The sequence below is a fragment of the Marinilabilia sp. genome (assembly GCF_016278715.1).
In the GTDB taxonomy this organism is placed as follows: domain Bacteria; phylum Bacteroidota; class Bacteroidia; order Bacteroidales; family Marinilabiliaceae; genus Marinilabilia.
The window spans coordinates 1-23,441 of sequence record NZ_JADQBH010000065.1 but is presented as its reverse complement, the minus strand read 5'-3'; the positions used below and the strand labels follow the sequence as shown (position 1 = coordinate 23,441).

Annotated in this window: 19 protein-coding genes, 2 tRNA genes and 1 pseudogene; 18 read left to right on the top strand and 4 right to left on the bottom strand. The window is 42.4% G+C overall.

The annotated features are described in order from the left end of the window. Positions 1-61: 61 nt before the first annotated feature. From QZZ43_RS04370 to QZZ43_RS19565, 8 genes are all read left to right on the top strand, one after another. Positions 62-319 (top strand): hypothetical protein, encoded by a 258-nt coding sequence (locus QZZ43_RS04370; RefSeq protein ID WP_291856640.1) that lies wholly within the window; start codon positions 62-64, stop codon positions 317-319. Between the two features lie 212 nt (positions 320-531). Then, positions 532-1,728, top strand: coding sequence for an esterase (locus QZZ43_RS04365; RefSeq protein ID WP_291856638.1), 1,197 nt, complete (start codon positions 532-534; stop codon positions 1,726-1,728). A gap of 267 nt (positions 1,729-1,995) precedes the next feature. Then, positions 1,996-2,850 carry an alpha/beta hydrolase-fold protein gene (locus QZZ43_RS04360; protein WP_291856635.1) on the top strand — a complete coding sequence of 285 codons (855 nt, stop codon included), beginning with the start codon at positions 1,996-1,998 and terminating at the stop codon, positions 2,848-2,850. Between the two features lie 197 nt (positions 2,851-3,047). After that, positions 3,048-4,217 (top strand): esterase, encoded by a 1,170-nt coding sequence (locus QZZ43_RS04355; RefSeq protein ID WP_291856633.1) that lies wholly within the window; start codon positions 3,048-3,050, stop codon positions 4,215-4,217. A 257-nt stretch (positions 4,218-4,474) separates the two neighbouring features. Further along, positions 4,475-6,739 (top strand): beta-glucosidase, encoded by a 2,265-nt coding sequence (locus QZZ43_RS04350; RefSeq protein ID WP_291856631.1) that lies wholly within the window; start codon positions 4,475-4,477, stop codon positions 6,737-6,739. Positions 6,740-6,960: 221 nt separating this feature from the next. Continuing rightward, positions 6,961-9,264 carry a glycoside hydrolase family 3 protein gene (locus QZZ43_RS04345; protein WP_291856629.1) on the top strand — a complete coding sequence of 768 codons (2,304 nt, stop codon included), beginning with the start codon at positions 6,961-6,963 and terminating at the stop codon, positions 9,262-9,264. Positions 9,265-9,683: 419 nt separating this feature from the next. After that, entirely contained in the window at positions 9,684-9,872 is a 189-nt protein-coding gene (locus tag QZZ43_RS04340; protein ID WP_291856627.1) for a carbohydrate-binding family 9-like protein, read from the top strand. A gap of 14 nt (positions 9,873-9,886) precedes the next feature. After that, entirely contained in the window at positions 9,887-10,021 is a 135-nt protein-coding gene (locus QZZ43_RS19565; RefSeq protein WP_367221240.1) for a carbohydrate-binding family 9-like protein, read from the top strand. Between the two features lie 70 nt (positions 10,022-10,091). Here the strand turns inward: QZZ43_RS19565 and QZZ43_RS04335 are convergent, their stop codons facing one another. From QZZ43_RS04335 to nagB, 3 genes are all read right to left on the bottom strand, one after another. Further along, positions 10,092-11,144, bottom strand: a complete 1,053-nt coding sequence (locus QZZ43_RS04335) for a LacI family DNA-binding transcriptional regulator (protein WP_291856625.1) — start codon at positions 11,142-11,144, stop codon at positions 10,092-10,094. Positions 11,145-11,431: 287 nt separating this feature from the next. Further along, a complete protein-coding gene (gene gluP / locus QZZ43_RS04330) occupies positions 11,432-12,652 on the bottom strand; it encodes a glucose/galactose MFS transporter (RefSeq protein ID WP_291856623.1) in 1,221 nt (406 codons plus the stop codon). 20 nt (positions 12,653-12,672) lie between these two features. Next, the gene (gene nagB, locus QZZ43_RS04325; RefSeq protein WP_291856621.1) at positions 12,673-14,721 is read right to left on the bottom strand and encodes a glucosamine-6-phosphate deaminase; all 2,049 of its coding nucleotides are present in this window, start codon (positions 14,719-14,721) and stop codon (positions 12,673-12,675) included. Between the two features lie 583 nt (positions 14,722-15,304). Here nagB and QZZ43_RS04320 point away from each other — a divergent pair. The 7 genes from QZZ43_RS04320 to upp all read left to right on the top strand — a co-directional run bounded on the left by QZZ43_RS04320 (position 15,305) and on the right by upp (position 19,222). Then, positions 15,305-15,376, top strand: a tRNA-Glu gene (locus tag QZZ43_RS04320). A 40-nt stretch (positions 15,377-15,416) separates the two neighbouring features. Then, positions 15,417-15,671: a 30S ribosomal protein S20 gene (rpsT, locus tag QZZ43_RS04315; RefSeq protein ID WP_291856619.1), complete on the top strand. Its 255-nt coding sequence runs from the start codon at positions 15,417-15,419 to the stop codon at positions 15,669-15,671. An 18-nt stretch (positions 15,672-15,689) separates the two neighbouring features. Then, positions 15,690-15,761 (top strand) — tRNA-Glu (locus QZZ43_RS04310). A gap of 148 nt (positions 15,762-15,909) precedes the next feature. Next, positions 15,910-16,608 carry a DNA repair protein RadC gene (radC, locus tag QZZ43_RS04305; protein ID WP_291856616.1) on the top strand — a complete coding sequence of 233 codons (699 nt, stop codon included), beginning with the start codon at positions 15,910-15,912 and terminating at the stop codon, positions 16,606-16,608. Between the two features lie 50 nt (positions 16,609-16,658). Next, on the top strand, positions 16,659-17,507 hold the full coding sequence (locus QZZ43_RS04300) for a hypothetical protein (RefSeq protein WP_291856614.1): 849 nt from the start codon (positions 16,659-16,661) through the stop codon (positions 17,505-17,507). Next, positions 17,507-18,514 carry a hypothetical protein gene (locus QZZ43_RS04295; protein WP_291856612.1) on the top strand — a complete coding sequence of 336 codons (1,008 nt, stop codon included), beginning with the start codon at positions 17,507-17,509 and terminating at the stop codon, positions 18,512-18,514. The genes QZZ43_RS04300 and QZZ43_RS04295 overlap by 1 nt, the downstream gene beginning before the upstream one ends. A gap of 54 nt (positions 18,515-18,568) precedes the next feature. Then, positions 18,569-19,222 carry a uracil phosphoribosyltransferase gene (gene upp / locus QZZ43_RS04290; RefSeq protein ID WP_291856610.1) on the top strand — a complete coding sequence of 218 codons (654 nt, stop codon included), beginning with the start codon at positions 18,569-18,571 and terminating at the stop codon, positions 19,220-19,222. A gap of 4 nt (positions 19,223-19,226) precedes the next feature. On the opposite strand, the gene folK is transcribed toward upp, so the two are convergent. Further along, the gene (folK, locus tag QZZ43_RS04285; RefSeq protein WP_291856608.1) at positions 19,227-19,712 is read right to left on the bottom strand and encodes a 2-amino-4-hydroxy-6-hydroxymethyldihydropteridine diphosphokinase; all 486 of its coding nucleotides are present in this window, start codon (positions 19,710-19,712) and stop codon (positions 19,227-19,229) included. Positions 19,713-20,265: 553 nt separating this feature from the next. Between folK and sppA the strand changes: the two genes are divergently transcribed. The 3 genes and pseudogenes from sppA to QZZ43_RS04270 form a co-directional block, all read left to right on the top strand. Beyond that, entirely contained in the window at positions 20,266-22,035 is a 1,770-nt protein-coding gene (gene sppA / locus QZZ43_RS04280; protein ID WP_291856606.1) for a signal peptide peptidase SppA, read from the top strand. 75 nt (positions 22,036-22,110) lie between these two features. Continuing rightward, a complete protein-coding gene (lpxK, locus tag QZZ43_RS04275) occupies positions 22,111-23,184 on the top strand; it encodes a tetraacyldisaccharide 4'-kinase (RefSeq protein WP_291856604.1) in 1,074 nt (357 codons plus the stop codon). Continuing rightward, positions 23,147-23,441, top strand: a pseudogene (locus tag QZZ43_RS04270) (purine-nucleoside phosphorylase); the annotation flags it as partial. The gene lpxK and the pseudogene QZZ43_RS04270, both read left to right, overlap by 38 nt.

Below are 23,441 nucleotides of genomic sequence, written 5' to 3'. Positions count from 1 at the left end.
GTGGTCGTAAGCAGGAAATGGAAATGTCCTTTCTCTTGATTTCAAAAGGGATGGTGCTGCCTTGCCGGCTGGTGTTTATAATGTTGTAAGCAACGAAGCAGCCAAAGTAGGAGATTGTTACGCCGGTTACGGTTTATATGGAATGACTTTAGGATGTTCCTGGGGCAAGGTTTCAGATGGCGTGCCTGCTTCTCCTGCTTATATCACCAGTGGTACCGTAGAAGTAATTTTGGAAGAAGAAGGTTACATCATTATTGTAGATGTTTCAACCAATGACGGAGCCGTGAAAACGACTTACTCAGGACCCATTGCCTTTTAAATACAACAATGTTTAAAAAGTGAAAGGTGTCCCTGACAGATTTAGCGTCAGAATGATTAGAATGACCAGCAGGGCATCTGTTTTTTTATTAGAATGCAGGAAACCAACAAGCATGTACGTTAATAAAATAAATACGGATGGATATTTACATGCGGGTTCCTTCGAGGAATAGGAACAGTCCATCCAACTCAAATTTAAAAAACACAATACACATGAAACTAAGATTAACACTTTTGGCACTTTTGGCACTTTTTGTTATTATCGGTGCAAATGCTCAGCAAGCTCTATGGGGCGCAGCTCCTATCGTATCGCCCCAAGTGAATGCAGATAAAACAGTAACGTTCCGTTTTATGGCACCACAGGCTGATTCCGTTTTTATAACGGGTGATTTTTTGCCGACTACAAAAATGAAAACACCTTTCGGTGATTATGATGGGCCGGGGAAAGCGTTGTTAACCAAGGATGAAAATGGTTTATGGTCGTTTACCTCCGAACCGCTTCAGTCTGATTTGTACAGTTATTCATTTATTGTAGATGGTCGTAATACGTGCGATCCTAACAATGTTTATAAGATCCGAGATGTCGCATCCGTGTTTGACGTGTTTATTGTGGGAGGTGGCAAAGCGGACTTATATAGTGTCAACGATGTGCCGCATGGAACAGTGGCCCGTCGTTGGTACGATTCCCCGGGGAATAACATGAGCCGCAGGATAACCATCTATACCCCTCCTGGGTATGAAAACAGCAAGGCCAAATATCCTGTTTTGTATCTGTTACATGGAATGGGTGGCGATGAAGAAGCCTGGATCGCTTTGGGGCGTACATCGCAGATTTTGGATAACCTGATTGCTCAAGGAAAAGCGGAGCCAATGATTGTTGTAATGACCAATGGCAATGTGTCTCAACAGGCAGCCCCGGGCGAGTCTCCTAAAGGTCTGTATAAACCAACTATGCAATTGCCAAATACCATGGATGGCAAGTTTGAGGAAACTTTTGTGGATGTTATCCGGTTTATTGAAAATAACTACCGGGTAACAGCCGATAAGTCCAACCGGGCTATTGCCGGGTTATCAATGGGAGGGTTCCATTCATTGCACATTTCGCGCTACTACCCCAATACTTTTGATTATGTTGGACTGTTCTCCGCAGCTATCATGCCCAATGAGCAAGTCTCCTCAAAAGTATATGCGAATTTTGATGAAACCCTTAAAACACAAAAGGAGAACGGTTGCAAGTTGTACTGGATTGGCATGGGTAAAACCGATTTTCTTTACAAATCAGGTGTTGAGTATCGTTCCAAACTGGATTCACTCGGTATGAAATATACCTATGTGGAATCGGAAGGTGGACATGTATGGCGTAACTGGAGAGATTATCTTTCTGAATTTGTGCCATTATTGTTTAATTAAATCTTTTAGGTAACCATTAAGTATTTTCTGCTTAATGGTTACTTTTTGATTCTTCATACAGGAAAATCAGGTGTGAGACGAGCCATGAGCAAGCGTTGCTCACACTGGAAATAGACGAATGGCGAAGCCAAATGATTACCTTCCAAGTCTGCCTGTTTGGCAGACAGGTTCCTCTCCTTTGTCGAACCACCTGATTCCTTCTAAATAACGGGAAGCTATCCGCCACGTCGGACAAGTTGTGACCATTGAAAAACTAACATTGAACACATGAAAAAAACAATAGCAATAGTATGGGCGGTTTTATTTGTCTCTTCAGCCATGGCACAATGGCCTGGGTACGGCAAGGTTGAATATAAAAGCATGCCCAGCAAAATGTTAAATGAGGAACGTGAATATGCCATTTTTCTACCTTCAAATTACGAAACTAATATGGATAAAAAATACCCGGTTTTATATCTGCTTCATGGTGGCAGTGGCAGCCATAAAGATTGGCCGGAGAAAGGTCATGTTGGCAATGTAGCCAATCAATTAATAGCATCAAAGGAAGCCGTTGAAATGATCATCGTTTGTCCTGAAGCGGGTAAAACATTTATGAATTATTTTAACAGTCCTGAGTGGCGTTATGAAGATTACTTCTTTGAAGAGTTGATCCCTTTTATTGAAGCCAACTACCGAACTAAAAACGGAAAGAAAAACAGGGCTGTAGCCGGATTGTCTATGGGAGGAGGTGCAACCATCGTATATGCTTCTCGCCATCCGGAACAGTTTTGTGCAGCCTATGCCATGAGTTCATATGTTTACAGGCACGACAATCTGTTCTGGATTGACTGGAATGATCCGGTTCAAAAAAAGATTCATCAATTAGTTGAGGATAATAATTGTGTAAAACTGATTCAAAATGCCGATCAGGAAGCTGTTGATGCGATGAAATCAGTGAATTGGTTTGTGGATTGCGGAGATGATGATTTTACCTTCAAAGCCAATCTTGAGTTCATTATGGCTATGAGTGAGGCAAAAATTCCATTGCAATTCCGGGTACGCGATGGTGGTCACTCTTGGGAATACTGGCATTCAGCCTTGTACATTGCGTTGCCTTTTGTCTCAAGATGTTTTTGTCAGTAAGGCTCTAAACAATTAAAAGAAACTTTTTATTCATTACCCTAATAGGTTTTTAAGCGACAAAAAAAATCAAGTTGTCGAATTAATGCTTTTCATAATAAATCATTTGGTACATTCATGCTTCCTATCGGCGATGCACAGGGGCATGATTATCCTGCCTGGATGTTCCAGGTGATAATAAAAAATAAAATTATAATGCCATGAAACAGAAAATCGTATTTGCTCTGGCTCTCCTGACTGTAATGACAGGATTATACGCACAGGAATTGTCAAATTTCATGAACCGTAAACCAATCATTTCTCCGGAGATTTCAGCAGCTGAGGTAACCTTCAGATTATTGGCTCCTAAAGCCGATACCGTAAAAATCACAGGTGGTTTTACACCTACTGTAAAGATGAAAACTCAATGGGGGGAAATGGATGTCCCGGGAAGCCTGACTTTAACAAAAGGAGACGATGGCCTTTGGTCCATCACATTACCACTGCCTGAAGCAGAATTGTATACTTACAGTTTCTTAGTGGATGGAGTCCCCATTAATGATCCTAATAACATCTTATTACAACGCGATGGCACGCGCTTTTTAAGTGTTTTATTGGTGCCGGGCAAAAAAACGGAGAACTATTTTGAAGCCAATAAGCGTGGCAACCTGCATCAGGTTTGGTACGAGTCACCAACCATTGGATTGAATCGACGCATGTTTATTTACACGCCTTATGGTTATGAAACCAGTGGCATAAAATATCCTGTCTTATATCTGTTGCATGGGGCCGGAGGCGATGAAGATGCCTGGAGTTCCATGGGACGCACGCGTCAGATATTGGATAATCTGATTGAAAAAGGATTGGCTAAACCGATGATCTGTGTAATGCCAAACGGAAATCCCAATCAAATGGCTGCTAAAACCACGGCATTGCCCGAAAGTGATTTTGATATGAGAGATCCGGCTAAGCGTAATTTGTATGTAAACAGTATCGTTAAGGATATCGTTCCCTACGTGGAGAAAAATTTCAGAGTGCTGGCGGATCCGGATCACAGGGCCATAGCCGGCTTGTCAATGGGGGGCGGTCATACCATTTCAGTGGCTAATGAATACCCTGGGCTGTTCCAGTATATTTGTCCCTTAAGCATGGGGTTGTGGGGTGAACAAACCGATATTGACGAAAAACTGCAGGGGCTTAAGAAAGCAGGTTATAAACTGTATTGGCTAGCTTGTGGCAGGAAAGATTTTGTTTGGGAAAGTGCTCAGAAGCTTGATGCTAAGCTTACTGAAAACGGACTAAAACATACTTTCTTTGTTACAGAAGGCGGACATACCTGGGCAAACTGGAGGGCTTATCTGAATACGTTTGCGCCGCTACTATTTAAATAGAGTTCCAAGTAATATATTCAGTGAGCCTGAAGGGAGACAATAACTAAAGAGTCCGTTATCGACAATTGCCCGAATATGATTTGGCCGAGTCTGCTGACGGTATGTTCTTTTGCCCGTCAGGCTCGCATTTGGCGGATTAACTCACTAAATTATCTTTATAATGAAACGAGCATGGCAAGGGATGCCTAAATAGACAATAAATAAATTCCTCACATGTGAGTTCCATCAGACCAATAACTTAGATAAATTTTTTACTGATGAAAACTATTTGTTTTTTACTTGTCAATTTTTTTATCCTTGGATGTAAAGTGGGAGATGCTCAGCACTCAGCCTTACTCCAAAATGAGGCAAAAGTTGACTCATTGATCCAACTTATGACCCTGGAAGAGAAGATCAATATGCTTCATGGTAAGCATATGTTTGTCTCTGCGGGTGTTGAGCGGTTAGGGATTGCAGATATGAAATACGCCGATGGCCCTTTTGGTATTAGGGAAGAACTGCAACCCGACGGATGGATGCCTCTTGGATGGGAAAATGATAAAGCGACTTTTTTCCCCACAGGTTCGGCTTTGGCAGCAACCTGGAGTGGAGAATTGGCCTATGATTACGGCACGGGAATGGCACGGGAAGCCCGTTTGCGCGGGAAAGACATGATTTTAGGCCCCGCCATTAATATTCAAAGAATACCCACCGGTGGGCGAACCTATGAGTATTTGAGTGAAGATCCTTTTTTGTCAGCAGCATTGGCAGTTGGATATACAAAGGGGGTTCAGGATAATGGCGTTGCAGCCTGCCTCAAGCATTATGCCCTGAATAACCAGGAAAACAACCGTGGAACTGTAGATGTAATAATCGGCCAAAGAGCCATGCGTGAGATTTATCTGCCTCCATTTAGAGCGGCCGTGCAGGAAGCAGACGCTTTTGGTGTTATGGCTGCTTATAATAAAGTTAATGGCTGGTGGTGTGCCGAAAATGATGTGTTACTTAATCAAATATTAAGAAACGAGTGGGGATTTGCAGGTTTAGTAGTGTCCGATTGGAATGGAACACACTCAACCGTTGCCTCAATAAACAATGGGTTAAATGTTGAGATGCCCACCAAAAAATACCTGGGCCAAGCTCTGCTGGATTCTGTTAAAACCGGAAAAGTACCCGTTGAAATCATTGATCAGCGTGTTCGTGAGATTTTAAGGGTGCGATTGGCTGTAAAGCCGGTCCCTGAAGAAAAAGCTAATATTGAAATGACCTCTCAGCCACCTCAACAGAAAATAGCCTACGACATCGCCAGTAAATCAATCGTATTGCTTAAAAATGAAGGTGTTCTTCCATTAAACCTTGATAAAAAGCTAATAATAGCTGTGATAGGTGATAATGCCGAACAAAAAATGGCCAATGGTGGCATCGGAGCAGGGGTTAAGGCCTTATACGAGGTTTCGCCCCTTGAAGGATTAAAAAATAAAATTGGAAATCAGGCCGAAATTGTTTACGCAAAAGGTTATGTACCTGAAGTGCTGGATTGGGCAAGGTTATACGGCGGTAAATCAAAAGAACAAATTGAGAAGGAAGACCAGGAAAAAGCCATTCGCAATGAAAAGCTGAATGAAGAAGCAGTTGCTGTTGCTGCTAAAGCGGATATTGTACTCTTTTTTGCAGGGAATAATCGCGCCGTTGAAACAGAGGCCAGCGATAGGAAAGATATGATGCTGCCTTCGGGGCAGGATGACTTAATTCGAAAACTGGCAGAAGTCAATTCAATTATTGTTACCATTCTGGTAAGTGGGGCCCCAAATGATTTGACCATAGTAAAACCCTTATCAAAGGCACTGTTGATTTCCTGGTTTAATGGCACCGAAGGTGGTAATGCCCTTGCCGATGTACTTGTTGGAAACATTTCTCCCGGTGGACGATTGCCTTTTACCTTACCCATAAAACTTCAAGACTCACCAGCTTATGCTTTGGGTAATTATCCACAGGGCGTGAAAAACAAAGACGTTTTTGTTGATTTGGTAGAGGACACAGAATCACAAAGCCAAAAAACCAAATCCTTAAACAATGAAGATCCCAATACGGCTTATTATTCTGAAGAATCCCTGGTGGGTTACAGGTGGTATGACACAAAGGATATCCCGGTAATGTATCCCTTTGGTTACGGCTTAACTTATACAACGTTTAGTTATTCCGGTTTATCAACTAATAAGGATAAATACAGTGCAGGGGATACTATTGAAGTAATGTTTAGTCTTGAAAATGCGGGGGCAGTTGAAGCCGATGAAGTGGTGCAGTTATACATTCATCGCATTAATCCATCCGTTGATTGGCCAAATAAAGAGTTGAAAGCCTTTAAACGAATTACATTTAAGCCGGAAGAATCTAAAAAAGTATCGCTGAGTATTCCGGTTAAGGATTTAATGTATTGGGATGAACCCAGCGGAAATTGGCAAGTTGACCTTTGTGATATTGAAGTAATGGTTGGTGCTTCTGTGTCAGATATTAAGTTAAAGAAAACAGTTTCACTGCGCTAATGTCTTGATTGAAAAAGGTATTTTATTCAATTAGTGTAGAATAACTTCCCTGTTTTGTTAAATAAGAAAATCAACTTAAACATATAAACATGAATGATTCGAGGTTGTTAACGAAAAAATTGATTCGTATGGGTGCTATAGCGCCATTAATTTTAGTGATGACATATTGTACCCCAAAACAAAATAATGAACAAGCTAAGATTGATCAAATCATAGCTTCAATGACACTTAAGGAGAAAGCTCAGTTATTGGTTGGTACGGGAATGTATTTTGAATTGCCCGAAGGTGTGCAATCACCCTTTGGAGACCAGGAAGCAGTTGATCCACAAGACTCGGCCTACTCGGCCATGGTGAATCATATTCGTACCTTTGTACCAGGTGCTGCTGGTAATACTTCCATGTTTAACGAAAAAGGTATTACTACCCAAGTGTTGGCTGATGGTCCTGCCGGATTGCGTATTCAACCCAAACGGAAGGGAGAAGAACGCACCTATTATTGTACTGCTTTTCCCATTGCCACAGTTCTGGCATCAACCTGGGATACTGCATTGGTGAATAACGTGGGCCAGGCAATGGGAAATGAAGTGCTGGAATATGGTGTTGATGTTTTATTGGCTCCGGGGATGAATCTGCAACGTGATCCTCTATGCGGCCGAAATTTCGAATACTATTCAGAGGATCCTTTGGTGACGGGCAAAATGGCTGCTGCCATGGTAAAAGGTGTTCAATCAAACGGAGTGGGGACTTCTATTAAACACTTTGCTGTTAATAATCAGGAGACCAATCGAATGTCGGTCGATGCCATCGTTAGCCAACGGGCTTTACGCGAACTCTACCTGAAAGGATTTGAGATAGCTGTTAAAGAAGCGCAGCCCTGGACGGTGATGTCGTCGTACAATAAGGTGAACGGGACTTATGCATCTGAAAGTCATGACTTGTTAACCAAAATTTTGCGCGACGATTGGGGATTCGAGGGTTATGTAATGACCGACTGGGGCGGTGGCAGCGATGTGGTCGCCCAAATGAAAGCCGGTAATGACATGATTCAGCCTGGAAGCCCTGACCAGATTCACTCTTTGATAAAAGCCGTTGAAGAAGGACAGTTGGAGGAGTCTGTTCTTAATAAAAATGTGGGGCGGATTTTGAGAATTATGCTAAAATCACCAAAATACAATGATTTTAAGTATTCCAGTAACCCTGATTTAAAAACGCATGCAAAAGTTACCCGCCAGGCAGCGGCCGATGGTATGGTTTTATTGGAAAACAACGGGATTCTTCCGCTCGCTGCTTCCATTAAAAAAGTGGCTGCCTTTGGTAATTCCTCTTACGATTTTATTTCTGGTGGAACGGGGAGTGGTGATGTTAATGAAGCCTATACTGTTTCACTTATTCAGGGCCTGAAGAATGGAGGCTACGAAACTAATGCAGCCTTAATGAAAAGCTACGAAAATTACCTGGTGGAGGCACGCGCCAATGCTCCAAAACCTAAAAACTGGCTAACCGCCATGATGGGCGGAAAAACTCCGGTTGCTGAGATGATCGTTAGCAAGGAACTTGCAGCTCAAATGGCTCAGGAAAATGACATTGCCCTGATTACCATTGGACGTAATTCAGGCGAAGGGGGCGATCGTGAGCCTTTACCAGGAGATTTTTACCTTACCGATGTCGAGATGGAAATGGTGTTAAATGTAACGGAGGCATTTCATCTGTTGGGAAAACAGGTTGTGGTGGTTTTAAATGTAGGTGGGGTTATTGAAACGGCCAGTTGGAAAAATATTCCTGATGCTGTTTTACTGGCCTGGCAACCCGGCCAGGAAGGCGGAAACTCGGTGGTGGATGTCCTTTCGGGAAAGGTTAATCCTTCAGGAAAACTGGCCATTACTTTTCCTTTGAAGTATAAAGATGGCTCTTCGTCAAACACTTTTCCTGGACATGAAGTTGAGGGTGAAACGGGCAACGAAGCTGATTTGTCGGGTTTCTCATTTATGAATCGGGTTCCCTGGGAATCTACTTATAATGAAGATATTTATGTAGGATATCGATATTACAACACATTTGATATTGCGGTGTCTTATCCATTCGGCCATGGGAAATCATATACTACGTTCGAATATTCAAATGTGACCATAAACAAAGATAAATTCAATGAAAAGGTAACGGTTTCAGCAATGGTTAAAAACACCGGAGGTCTTGCTGGTCGAGAAGTGGTGCAGGTATATCTGACTGCTCCTGGCAAAAGCATGGATAAACCTACCGATGTGCTGGTTGACTTTGGTAAAACCAGATTACTTAAGCCTGGCGAAGAAGAAGCGTTAACGTTCGAAATTGAAGCCATAGATCTTTGTTCGTTCGATGAAGACAGATCAGCCTGGGTGGCGGAGGCTGGAAAATATGAGGTGAAAATAGCAGCATCGGCCAAAGATGTTCAAGGTACAGTGGGCTTTGAATTACCGGGCGAATTGGTTGTTGAAACGGTTTCTAACGCATTGGCTCCTGCCATGGAGATAAATAAACTCAAGAAATAACCCAGAACCAGAAAGGAATAAATCCTAAAGACTCATAAAAAAGAGAGATTATCGATAAGATAGTCTCTCTTTTTTATGTCTTTAGACAAAAGGTTATTCCAAATGGATGCTCCTGGAAAAATTGGGTTTGCTGATTTAATAGAATCACATATATATTAATCTGGACTCTAACAACATACAGTCAGTTTTTACCCATGTTTTCAGTCTGTTTTTTTTGATTTTTAATTATTTAACTATTTTGTCATGTACTAAGAAAGAAAATATTAATTCCACATTTAAGCATCTCATCTCAATCGGCGGAAAAGGTTTCCGAAATCCTGGAAAAAAATAAACGGGAATATTTAAACCGTCAGCTGGAAAGAATTTCCATACCTTCCTGAAGTGTCATTCTCAATAGCCTACAAAGAAGACAACTTTTTTTGAAGTTCAATGTTCAGGAGAGTCACATCAGAGCCCTGGAAGCCGAAACCAACGGCAATGTAGGGAAAGACAGTTGTTGTGAATCCTTTTGCGCTTTCAACGACAAAGGCTATTACAACACAGAAACCAACTGCATCGGTACACAGCTCATCGGCTGGGGTGCAAACAAAGAAATCACCCAGGAATAAAATTCAATTCCCGAATGCAATTAAAGGGAAATTTCTACAAATGCGGGGACAAAACACCGGAACCACATTTTATTTCCTGGAACCCAATTGACATTGAAGAACCCAATTTTCACAGACCGGATTATTTTGGAAGTATTGTGTTGGAGTAAGAACGAAAAAAGAGCAATGCCGATGACCTGCATTGCTCTTTTTTTATGTCAAAACAAATGAACTTACACCTCATTCATAATACTGCATATTCTCCTTTGTTACCACATCCAGTGGCAGGTATTTAATTTGCTCCACCTGTTTTTTAAACACCAGGTAATCGGCCATCAATTTCACACCCCAATAACCCTGTCCATGTGGATTCTGATTGATCAGAAAGTCTATAACACCACTGTTCAGCAACTCACGGTTTCTTGAAAGAAGGTCATAACCAACAAGTTGAAAATGGTTAATCTTGTGTTTCAGAAGAAAATCTGCCAATACAAAAGAGCGGGAGTTGGTTATAAAAAAACCTCTCAAATCAGGATAATCACTGATAAGCTTTTTCAGATGGGCTTCAAAGCGGATAGAATCTTCCCAAAAATCTATTTCTGTGCGGGCCACATGATAGCCGCTTAATAGGTGTTCCTCAAAATAATCCAGGAACCCCTGTTCTTTTCGGATAAGGTGTGTGGAGTTAGTCACCTGCTCATCCAGATGAACCACCAGAAAAGTTCCGGGATCCTTACATCCGTAATGCAACAACTTCCCCGCCAGTAAGCCACTTTGATAAGAATCCTGCCCAACATACGATACTGGCTCATAATCAGGTATGTGCGTGTTGAAAAGATTAAACGGAATTCCCTCCTGTTTCCACTTACTCAAAAAGGCAAGCGACTCACGGTAGAAAATAGGGGCCACAAGAATACCGCTGTAATGGTTTGCACTGACTTTCTGGGCTTCCTGTTTAAAGGATTCCACATCTTTCTGATTGAACAAAAATTTATCAACAACCACCCCATACTGCCGCAACTGTTCTTCAGCCTCATCAACTCCCTGAAAAGGAGCTTTCCAATACTCATCCTTTGCAGGATCAGGAATAATGGCGGCAATGCGGTATTCACCTGAAGAAACAAGCGCCCTGGCCATGATATTGGGTTCATAATCCAGCCTCTCCATGGCTTCTTTAATGCGAGTTCGGGCACTCTCCGAAACCCGGCCTCTGTTATGGAGGACCCGGTCAACGGTACCGGCCGACACGCCTGCCTGAATGGCAATATCTTTTATGCGGGCAATTTGTTTCAAAAAGAAGGAGTTTAAATCTATCCTGCTTCTGGTATTCAGAAACAGCATTGACAATTAAAAAATCACTGTGACCAGTTAAAGAATTTAGATTGCTTTCCAGAATGCTTGGGATTCGCAATGACAGAAAATTAAGGGAGGTTTGCAGAGGATGTAGTAGATTTTCGGCTTAGCCGAACATCTACTACATCGTCCCTCCTACGTGAACCCAAAAAACAGGTCATTGCGAGGGAACCGAAGCATTCTAAACTGACAAACCCAAATTCCTCCGGACAAAGCTGTGAAAAGTTTTAATTTCTGATTTTATGACCCTTCAAGGCATAATAGAGGATATACAAAAACAAGGGAAGACAAAGCCAGTAGGCATTTTGTGCCCCAAACATATCCTTAAGAAACCCATAAAGGGTGGGAATCAGGGCTCCTCCAACAATGGCAACCACCATCAAGGATCCTCCGGCTTTGGTAAAACGTCCCAGGTCGGTCATTGCCAACGGCCAGATAGCCGGCCACATCAGCGCTGCTCCCAGAGCAATCAGAACCACAAAGAAAATTGAAATTTCCATGGGTGTAAGAACAACAAGCACCGACCCGGCGATGGCGGTCATGGTGCTTATCACCAGCGCTTTCGACTGACTCACGTATTTTGGAATTAAAATAATACCGGCAATATAACCAACAACCATCCCTACCGGAGCAATCCAGGCATACCATTCAGGATTTGCCAGACCAAGACTCTCAGCATAATCGACAAGAGTTCCCAAAGCCACCGTCTCTACGCCCACATAGAAAAACAGGGCAAGAACTCCAAGCAACAAATGAGGAAACTGAAAAACTGAAGTCTTTTTGGCAGCATAAGGACAGTCTCCTGCACTCTCTTCATCTTCACCCACCGCTTTCACTTCCGGGAGTGGCGATATGAGTGATATTACACCCAGCAAAAGAAAAACACCGATAATAATATAAAACGGCAACGTGGTATCCGGAAAAGTTACCTGATCCACACTCTTTCCAATTACCAGAGCTAGAAATAAGGGTGCCACAGGCCATGCCAGTTTATTCAGAATTCCCATGATGCTCATGCGTTGGGCCGCACTGTCGATTGGCCCAAGAATGGTCACATAAGGATTTACTGTCGCCTGAAGGAAAGTATTTCCCATTCCACTCAGGAAAGAGGCGGCCAGAAACAAAGGCAAACTCTCCATTTTTCCGGATGGAATGTACAGGTAAAAACCGATGGAAAACAAAAGAAAAGAAAGCGCCATGGTCTTTTTGTAGCCGATCCGGGCAATCACAAACGATGCTGGGTACCCAAAAATCAGAAACGCAGAAAAGGTAGCTGCCAGAACCAGATACGACTCGGCCGAGCTGATGCCCAACTCACTTTTCAACAAAGGAATAAGATAACTGTTAATTCCCAGCGCAAACCCAATGGAAAAAAACATCATTCCAAGAATGGCAAGGGCTACCAACTGACCGCTGCCTTTTTTTACAGAATTTACTTGACTGCTCATAGTTTGTATTTTTCAGAAATTCAAAACTTATATCTTCTAAATGCTTCAATGGCCTCATATTCGGTAAGTCCCAAACTGTCGTACAGCTTTGCAGTCTCCCTGTTTCTATCTTCAGCCCTTTCCCAAAACTCCCGTGAGTCGGTACCCGGAAACACAGGTTCATCTTTCTGCGACTGGTGCTTAAAAATAGCCATTCTTTTCTTTTTGAGTTCATCGGGACTGATAGGCACTGCCATTTCCACATCTTCCACATCCCATTCCTGCCATGCACCACGATATAGCCAAACCCAGCAGTCTCTGGTCCACGCTTCTTCCTTCACCACTTTGAGCGCATCAAAAATAGCATGAAGGCAAACAGCATGTGTCCCGTGCGGGTCCTGCAAATCACCCGCAGCATAAATCTGATGAGGCTTCACTTCCCGCAACAAATCTACAATAATATCGATATCGGCCTGGGAAACAGGATTTTTTTCCACACTTCCTGTTTCATAAAAAGGAAGATCCAGAAAATGAACATTCTCCTCTTTTACACCGCTAAAACGACAGGCAGCAGCAGCTTCACCCTGTCTGATAAGACCTTTGACTGTCAACACATCGGGATTGCCATTTCCGTTTCCGGGATGCGTTTTCAGATATCCGGCAATATTTTGATAAATTTTCTCAAACTCAGGTTCACAAACCGACATCTTTTTGGATATGCCGCGAACAAAATCCATAAACCGGTATGCATCATCATCAAACACCGCAATATTTCCTGAGGTCTGATAAGCCACATGCACATCATGTCCCTGCTCGGCAAGCCTGATCAGAGTTCCTCCCATCGAAATAACATCATCATCGGGATGCGGACTAAAAACAATCACCCTCTTGGGAAAAGGTTCTGACCGCTCCGGACGGGTTTTATCGTCACTGCCGGGTTTTCCACCCGGCCATCCGGTAATGGTTTGCTGCAACTTATTGTGAATCTCAATATTTAAATCATAAGCTTTTTCTCCGGTCTGAAGCAATGAATTAAGTCCCCATTCTTTATAATCCGATTCCGTCAGCTTCAGGATAGGTTTCTTTGTATGTCCGGACAGCCATATCAGTGCTTTCTTCTGCATTCGATCGGTCCAGTCACATTTCCCGGCAAGCCAGGGTGTCTCAATCCGGCTCAAATGAGAACCGGCAGCTGGATCAAGAACAATCACAGCATCGGGATGATTTTGCAAAAAGGACGCCGGCAATTCACCAGTCACAGGTCCTTCCACAGCAGCTTTAATCACTTCCGATTTCTCACGCCCCCAGGCCATCAGGAAAACCCTTTCGGCTTGCATAATGGTTTTAACACCCATAGTGATTGCACTACGGGGTACATTTTCTTTTCCACCAAAGCCTTTGGCTGCATCTTCAATAGTGATTTCATTCAGATGAACCAGCCGGGTTTCATCACCGGACTGTGAACCGGGCTCGTTAAATCCAATATGCCCGGTGCGACCGATACCCAAAATCTGAATATCCAATCCTCCGAGGGACTTTATTTTATTGTCATAATCGCGGCAATAGTTGTCGATTTTCTCTACTGAAAGAGTCCCGTCCGGAATATTGATATTCTCTGGCTCTATATCCACATGCGAGAAAAAATTCTCATACATAAAATGATGATAACTATTGGCATCATCCGGCTTCATCGGGTAATACTCATCCAGATTAAAAGTAATCACCCTTTTAAAACTCAGGCCCTCTTCCTTATGTATCTTTATGAGTTCTTTGTACAACAACAACGGCGAACCGCCGGTGGCTAATCCCAGCACTGTAAATTTATCCAGCTTGTTTTTCTCCTTTATCAACGAGGCAATTTCTCTTGCCACTAACTTCGATCCTTCATCCCGGTCATTAAAAATCTTAACCGGCACCTTTTCCAGATGACTCCTTAATGTTGACTCTGTCATAAATGGCTCTGTTTTTAAAGATTCTTTTGATGAAGCAAAAATAACAATTATATGTGTACGTCCACACTTTATTATAACTTTCTTTTTCAGTATTTTAAAAAAATATTGAAATCCAACATAATAGACATTTGTGTGCATGACACACAATCCAACACACAACATTATTTTGAACAGCAGAACCTGCTCTAAACAATAGCATTTGAACACCTTACAAAAAAAGCTTAAGTTTAAAGTAGCGGGTTGGATTTTAGAGATTGCTTCCGTGGAAGTCCTCGCGATGCCGCCTTTTAACTTTTACATAGAGGAGGTTGGGAGGTTTTTTTCATTGCGAGTGCCATGCCCGAAGGAATCTCCAATGAAAAAAACACTGCTTTTAACTCCGGCCCAAGCAGAATAATCAGCATGGTAAAAATGGCAAGGATAAATTTAATAAAAGCAAACCAGATTTTTTAAACCATCGTTGAGGGATAAGTCTGATAATAAACTGCTTGCAAAACGAGAAACTTAAGCATTAACTCCCTTTTAATAGAAACTGGGTCATTGACCACCTGCCTACAAGCTTTTCTAAACAGTATATCCCCATCAAGCAGGCTAAAAATAAGATTGTGAAAGACATCGAAGTTTTTTTCACTTTTTTCATTCCTTAAATTTGGAAGAAGTGAAATTTGATTTATCTTTGCATCCGCGTTTGAAAAAGAACTATTCAAATGCACACCGTTTAGGTCCCTTCGTCTAGTGGTTAGGACGCCAGGTTTTCATCCTGGAAACAGGAGTTCGATTCTCCTAGGGACTGCTATTAAGAAAAATTTGTAACAAATTAGCAAGGATTAGAGATGGCAAATCATCAATCAGCAAAGAAAAGAGTTCGTCAGATTGAGAAGCGTAAGCTTCACAATAAGTATTACGCAAAAACAGCCCGTAATGCTATCAAGAACCTGAGAAGCACTACTGAGAAGGCAGAGGCAGAAGCAATGTATCCGCAGGTTACTTCCATGATCGACAAACTTGCGAAAAAGAACATTATTCACAAAAATAATGCGTCCAATCTGAAATCCAGTTTGGCACATCACATTAGTAAGCTGGCTTAAGCATCAAGCCTGTTTTACGGTCCCTTCGTCTAGTGGTTAGGACGCCAGGTTTTCATCCTGGAAACAGGAGTTCGATTCTCCTAGGGACTGCTGAGGTCTTTCCAAATCCGGAAAGGCCTTTTTTTGATCCATTTTTTTGTATATTGCATCAACTGATGTAACCTTATATTTTCAACCCCCTGCCCACCCCAGCCTTGTCAGTGTGTCGCTCTGGGATATGGCGCCAAAAAAAATAAGGATGGAAGAATATCAAAAAACCAGCATCCGCAATTGGGCCATGGAAGACCGCCCACGGGAGAAACTCATTCACAAAGGCATTGCGTCACTCTCCGACGCCGAACTACTGGCCATTCTTATTGGATCCGGAAGTCGTAAAGAATCAGCCGTGGATTTATCCCGAAAAATTCTTATGGATGCTCACAACAACCTCAATGAACTGGGGAAAAGTACCATCGAATCATTACAGAAACGCTATCATGGAGTTGGCGAGGCCAAAGCAATCACCATCGTTGCTGCACTGGAGCTGGGGCGGAGGCGCCAGCTTTGTTCTCCACTTCAAAAGCCTCAAATAAAAAAGAGCGAAGATGTTTTTGCCCTTATGAACCCTGCATTGGCAGACCTGCCACACGAAGAGTTCTGGATTCTCATTCTCAATCAGGCCAACCGGGTATTAACCCGATTCAATGTCAGCAAAGGAGGTATTGCCGGAACCGTTATCGATGTACGATTAATTATGGAGAAAGCACTTTATCAACATGCGTCCTCCATTATTCTTTGTCACAATCACCCCTCAGGCAACAAACAACCCAGCCAGCCGGACATTTCCATTACCAAAAAATTGACGGAAGCTGGAAAAATTCTTGACATTCATGTGCTGGACCATGTAATTATTGCCGAAAACCATTATTTTAGCTTTGCAGACGAGGGCATCATCTGATACTTCGCCTGCCCACAAGAAATCCCTTTAATCAGCAGATTCGTGTTTTTATGAAAATTCAATATCTTAAAAACCAGGAAATTAACCGCCTCAGGTACGACAATGCATTAAAAAGATCCTTCAATGCCAATATATTTGCCTATTCCTGGTATCTCGACCAGGTTTGCGAGGATTGGGATCTGCTTGTAGAAGGCGACTACGAAACCGTTTGCCCGATTCCCCTATCCCGGAAAATGGGCATTGTAAGAGTGAAACACCCGGCAATGGCACCCTTTCTGGGAGTTTTTTCATCCAAACATCTTCCTGCCGAAAAGGTCGAAGATATATTACACAAGATTCCTTTCAGAAATGTAGCAATTACCCTCAACCACCTCAACAGGCTGCCAAAATACAATCGAAAGAGAACTGTCAATGTGCCTGTTTTAGATTTGATTACCCCCTACAAAAAAATCATGGAACGCTACAGCGAACAGGCACGGGATTCTCTTTCTAAAAATGACGGAACATTTGTTATGCGATCTATTCGCACGGATGAATATATGTTTTTCAGAAGAAGCCAGAAAAAAAAGGGAGTAATGGAAGAAATGCAGCTCACCCGGATTATGAATTACGCCATCCGATACAAAAGCGCCGGTATTTATGCCACTTACTCTTCTCATAACGAATTAATTGCTGCCGTTTTTCTTATCAAATCCAATAACCGGCTCTTCCTTTTCGATTGCACCCAGAGCCAGCAAGGACGCCAACATCACGGCGTTTTCAGAGCTATCAATCACCTCATTGAAAGTAACAGCGAAAGTAACCTAACACTGGAAATTCCTTTTAAATGCGAAGCGCTTCAATCAATGATATTGTTCGATCACCACCAATGTCTAAAATATAAAAAAGGAATTCTCTGATGAAAAACAGTAATTCCTTTGCATCACCTCAGGAGGAGACCATTTCAGGCCGTTCTATAAAAATTCTTCCCCGGCAGGAAATCAATACAGACCTTTGGGACGCCTGCATTATGGAATCAGAGAACGAATCACCCCTCGCCTACAGTTGGGTTCTCGACTTTCTGGCTCCCGGCTGGCACGGTTTAATAATTGGGTATTATGAAGGAGTAATGCCATTACCCACTATTAAACAATTGGGCTATTTTATTATCCAGATGCCACAAGAGGTTATTACTTTGGGTATTTTTTCTCCAAATTCTCACCTAACAGAACTTTTCCCTGCCATTTTCAATCATAATATATTTTCCCCATTCCGGTTTATCAATTACAACGGAAGCCCTTCAACCAGAAGAACATCAACAGGTTCGGGTTGCACACAAAAACGAACGTTTGAGTTAAACCTGGAAAATGATTATCAGACCTTGTATCAACAATATTCACGAACACATAAGCGCAACATTAAAGCATTTTATGACTCGGGTTTAAACATAGAAAAAACATCTTCTCCAAAAGTTTTCACCTCATTAATAAAAGAAATTGGAGCTTTCCGACCCGAACTATATATGCTTCCTGATTACCAGAAGAAGTTCGAAATGATGACAAACTATGCTCTTGAAAACAGGATAGGAGAGACTTATTCTGTCAGAAAAAACAATAAACTGATAGGGGGAGCATTTTTCTTAATCGGAAAAAAACGAATAATCCCTTACCATTTAGCCAATCCGGATGGAAGGGTGTATAAAACCTCTTTTGCCCTTATCGACCAATTTATCAAGCAATATTCAGGACAAAAGAAAATTCTGGACTTTGCCGGGTCAGTTTTTCCAAACGTGGCAACATTCAACCGAAGATTTGGGGCAAAAGAGGTTCCCTACTATGCTGTCAGAATCAACCGTCTGCCCCAACCAATCAAATGGGCAAAAGACAAAAATCTGCTCTTTAATTTAAAACGACTCATTTTTAAATAAATCAAACTGGAAAATTCAGACTTTAACATTATTTTTGCACATAAAAACCGGGAAATGGAAATTAAACTTATCAATGAACCCTGCAGTATCCTTAGCACTTTTGTCGCAGAATTAAGAAATGTCAAAATTCAACACGACCCCCTCCGGTTTCGCAAGAATCTTGAACGAATCGGCGAAATCTTTGCCTACGAAATCAGTAAAACGTTCACATTCCGGGAAACAGACATCACCACCCCATTGGGAACCGCACAGGAATGGTTGCCACAGGAGCAACCGGTTGTGACGTCCATTCTCAGAGCAGGTGTTCCTTTGCACAACGGACTTCTAAATTATTTCGATCGTGCAGAAAACGGATTTGTTTCCGCCTTCCGAAAATACACGGAGGATGGAGATTTCGATATTCACATAGAATATATTTCAGCACCCAGCCTCCATGACAAAATAGTAATTATGGCTGACCCCATGCTGGCAACGGGTTCTTCTCTTGAGCTGGCCTACAAAGCCATTCAGGCAAATGGTACGCCAAAACATGTACATCTGGTTAGTATTGTTGCCAGTCAGGCAGGTGTGGAATACATTCAAAATATGCTCGGCGATGAACCGGTAACCCTTTGGCTGGCCACGGTAGATGATGAGCTCAATGCAAAATCATACATTGTTCCCGGTTTAGGCGATGCAGGCGACCTTGCTTATGGCCCTAAATTATAAGACCTCAGATTTTTATTACCTCGCCCTTATCGGGACAAGTTTCCAGCAAGGTGGTGATACTTTCTTTCAATACCGGATGTATCATCCCGGGGGCAAGCTCGAACAACGGAACCAAAGTAAACCGACGCAAATGCAGACGCGGATGCGGTACCGTAAGTTCTGGTGACGAAACAATGACCTCATCATAAAACAAAATATCAATATCAACAGGGCGACCCTCATAATGAGTGGTCGTCTTTTTTTTGCGCCCCAATTCCTGCTCTATTCGTTGAGTTCTCGCCAAAACTTCCCTCACAGTAAATGAAGTTTCCACAAACACCACCTGATTCAGAAACCACTGTGTATCCTCAAACCCCCAGGGAGGACTTTTATACAACCCCGAGCTGCTGCAAACCGGCCCCACATGTTGCTCAACCAATATTTGTGCTTTCCGAAGTATTTGCTCTGTATCTCCCCGGTTTCCCCCGAGAAGTAAAATCACCCGTGACATAAAATGCAATTGTTTTGTGAAAATCTGATACCTGTCACCTTCAAACAAATATTTTTTTGCAAATTTGTAAAAGAATACCTTAATCTAAATTGTTTTCAAAACTATAATTTTTACGGTTCATAACATAATGTGAGTTTTAAACTATATAAGAAACATAAGGTAAAAAAAGTGGGGGGACCCATTTAGGGCATAAAAGTATTTTGCCAGATAAAAATAATCCAGCCGCAAGACCAGAAGGCAGTAATTATCAGTGGTGGTGAATTCTTTGCAGACAAAGCGACAGAGCCGAAACTGATTCGCCACTTGTAAACTGAAGAGTTTAGCCGGTTTTGCAACAAACCCAAAAAACTTAGCATTACAAACAACGCATTTTCAATCAATTATAACATTTCTGAAATAAAAGAGAAACCATATAACACAGATGTTCTAAACATCACAGACACCCCTTACAGAGAAGCAGCTAACTCACAGATTTTTATAAAATATCACCGGACTATTGTCCTGATTAACTTTAAACAAATCAGGTAAAAAATAACCCTAAAAAACAACTAACATGAAGAAGTTTCTAAAGTACACCCTGGCAGTCATTGTAGGCTCGGTGGTTTCAATAACCATCCTGATGCTGGGATTTTTTATTATTATCGGCATAATAGCTGCTACAAGTTCACAGGAAATCACCGTAAAAGACAATTCTTTGTTGGTGCTCAAGCTGGATGGCCCCATCGTGGAAAGAACTGACAATGACCCTCTTACTGAAATCATGTCAGAATTGACAGGTGATGCTGCCCCAATGGGCCTCAACCAGATACTGGGAAGTATTAAAAAAGCAGGTCGCGATGACAGGATTAAAGGTATTTACCTGGAATCAGGTCTGGTAATGGGCGGACAGGCAACCATTGAAGAAATCAGAAATGCACTGCTGGAGTTTAAAGCGTCCGGAAAGTTCATAATCAGTTTTGCCCCTGTTTATTCGCAAAAATCCTACTATCTGGCTTCTGTGGCCCACCGGGTATATTTACCTCCTGCCGGGATGCTCAACTTCCAGGGAATTTCATCGCAACATACCTACTTTAAAAACACCCTTGAAAAACTGGATATTGATGTTCAGGTGTTTCGCCATGGAAAGTTCAAATCGGCCATCGAGCCGCTTACCCGAACCGATATGAGTGATGAAGCAAGACTTCAGACCGAGACTTATGTAAATTCCATGTGGAATCACATAACTCAGAAAGTGTCGAAAAGCCGGAATATTGCTCCCGAAAGGCTTAACGAGATTGCCAATCAGGTTCCAATGTTTCAGACCGATGATTTCCTGTTGAAATCAGGATTGCTGGACGATCTGAAATACAAAGACCAGGTGATTAATGAACTGAAAGACTCCACTAAAACCGAGTATTCCAAAGACCTCAACAGCATTGGAGTTAAGCAATATGCCAAGGCTTATGTTGCCGACGGTAAAAAAGGTATTTCCAAAAACAAGGTTGCCATTATTTATGCCGAAGGAGCCATCGACACAGGTCAGGACGGCATCAACTCGGAAGATTTATCACGCACAATCCGCGAAGCACGCCGCGATTCTTCCATCAAAGCAGTGGTTTTGCGCATCAACTCACCCGGTGGGTCAGGAATGGGTTCTGAAATTATTTGGAGAGAAGTAAAACTCACCGCAGATACCAAGCCATTCATAGTTTCCATGAGCGACCTGGCTGCATCAGGGGGTTATTATATTGCCTGTGCTGCCGATACCATTATCGCACATCCCAACACGCTGACCGGTTCGATTGGAGTTTTCGGAACCATTCCCAACTTCAAAGGATTCCTCAATAAAATCGGTGTTACCACTGATGTTGTCAACACCAATAAGTTTTCGGATATGCCGGCTTTAACGCGCCCTTTCCGCCCCGAAGAGAAAGAGATCATGCAGGCTTACATCGAACATTTTTATGATTTCTTCCTTCAACGATGCGCCGATGGCAGACAAACCACAAAGGCAGCCATTGATGAGATTGGCCAGGGCCGCGTTTGGAGCGGCGAAAATGCCCTTGATATTGACCTGGTAGATTTGCTGGGCGGAATAGATATGGCAGTAAATATTGCTGCTGAAAAAGCCGGAATCGCAGATAACTACCGGATCGTTGAGCTTCCCGAAGTTTTGCCTCCTTTTGAGCAACTGATGAAAGACCTGACAGGCAATGCATCGGCTTATATGCAATCATTGTTTTTTGGTAACTCGGAATATCTGAAATACCTGAAAACTGTTGAAGAACTCAAAGAATCTTATCCAATTCAGGCACGAATACCTTACGAAATTTCTATTAATTAAAACTAATTTCTTAACATAAGGGGGCGCATAAGGACTTTCACTTTATGCGCCCTTTATGTTCATAAGGCATTTGCCATGAAACCATCTCCATGTATTTTACTTTATCCGCTTTCGTTGGTGTATTGCCTAATTACATCCATTCGCAATGCGCTGTACAACACGGGATTAAAAAAGACGACCCGTTACCGGACACCTCTCATTTCCATTGGCAACCTCACAGTGGGGGGAACCGGCAAAACACCCATGAGTGAATTATTGATTAAAACACTGCTTCCTGAGTACAGATGTGCGCTTTTGAGCCGTGGCTACGGAAGAAAAACCAAAGGCCCCAGAATGGCCGCAAACGATGCTTCACCAGCAACCATCGGTGATGAACCCATGCAGATGAAACTCAAATTTCCCGGTCTCACTGTGATGGTAGCGGAAAAAAGAACCTTGGGAATGGACTATTTGCTCAAACAAAAGCCCGCACCACAGGTAGTATTGCTCGACGATGCCTTTCAACACAGGGCCGTTACACCGGGCCTTTCCATTTTAGTTACTGATTATTACCGACCCATATACAAAGACGTCTGCCTCCCGGCAGGTAATCTGAGAGAACCCCTGAGTGGAAAAAAAAGGGCCGACATTATTATCGTAAACAAATGTCCGAAAAACCTGAGTAAATCTGAAAAAGAACACATCATCAAAAAAATTTCTCCAGATTCGAAACAACAAGTATTCTTTAGCTGCATTAAATATGGCCACCTGAGACAAACGGGCAGCAACGAATCCTTTCACCCAAAACCCGAAGAACAAAAACCAATTCTTGCCATTGCTGGAATCGGAAATCCCATCCCGTTTTTTCAGGAAGCTGCCAAATATGGCGGTGATTTTGAACAACTAACGTTTCCCGATCACCATGATTTTTCAGAATCAGACATAAAGAAAATCAACGGAAAACTGGAACAAATGGCGCGCGGTGCAATCATCCTCACCACCGAGAAAGATGCTGTCAGGCTTAGTCATAAGAAACTACCGGCCACCCTCCCCGAAAAAATTTGGTATATTCCCATTGATTTGGAAATACTCTTCAATGAACAGGACACATTTATAAAAACCGTAAAAAGTTATGTTGAAAAAAATCAAAGAAACAGCGGCGTTTCTTAAACAAAACTACAACACCACAGCACGCGTAGGTATCATATTGGGTACCGGACTGGGCGGTTTGGTGAAAGAGATTGACATCAAAAAAACCGTTTCCTACGGTGATATTCCAAATTTCCCCGTTTCAACTGTAGAGGGGCACGAAGGACGTTTGATTTTCGGAACGATTCGCGGAACAGAGATTCTCGCCATGCAAGGACGATTTCATTATTACGAAGGATATAATATGAAAGAGGTCACCTTCCCTGTTCGTGTTATGA